The following is a 233-nucleotide window of genomic DNA, read 5'->3' as shown; positions in this document are numbered from 1 at the left end:
CCTATAGGCGACAGCTACAGCTTTACGTATTTTGAAAACAGCAGCGACAGCACGGTGATCGGTACTGTGTCTGCAACCAACCCTGAAGGCACGCCAGTGACCTACAGTATCGTCAGCGGCAATGACGACGCTTGGTTTGAGATTGACCCCGTGACCGGTGTCATCAGCTTGACCCCAGCGGGCGTGGCCGCCGTCGCCAATGACTTTGAAGCCCTGGCGAACGTGCACAATTT

At 55.8% G+C, this 233-nt stretch carries 1 protein-coding gene; it reads left to right on the top strand.

The window, feature by feature from the left end:
* On the top strand, positions 1–233 hold a 233-nt coding region (locus tag H5114_RS20330; RefSeq protein ID WP_182723896.1), incomplete at both ends, for a cadherin repeat domain-containing protein.

It is taken from the genome of Shewanella sp. SR43-8 (assembly GCF_014163775.1).
Lineage (GTDB): Bacteria > Pseudomonadota > Gammaproteobacteria > Enterobacterales > Shewanellaceae > Shewanella > Shewanella vesiculosa.
Note: the sequence above shows the minus strand (reverse complement) of the source record. Positions and strands in the feature narration are given on the sequence as shown.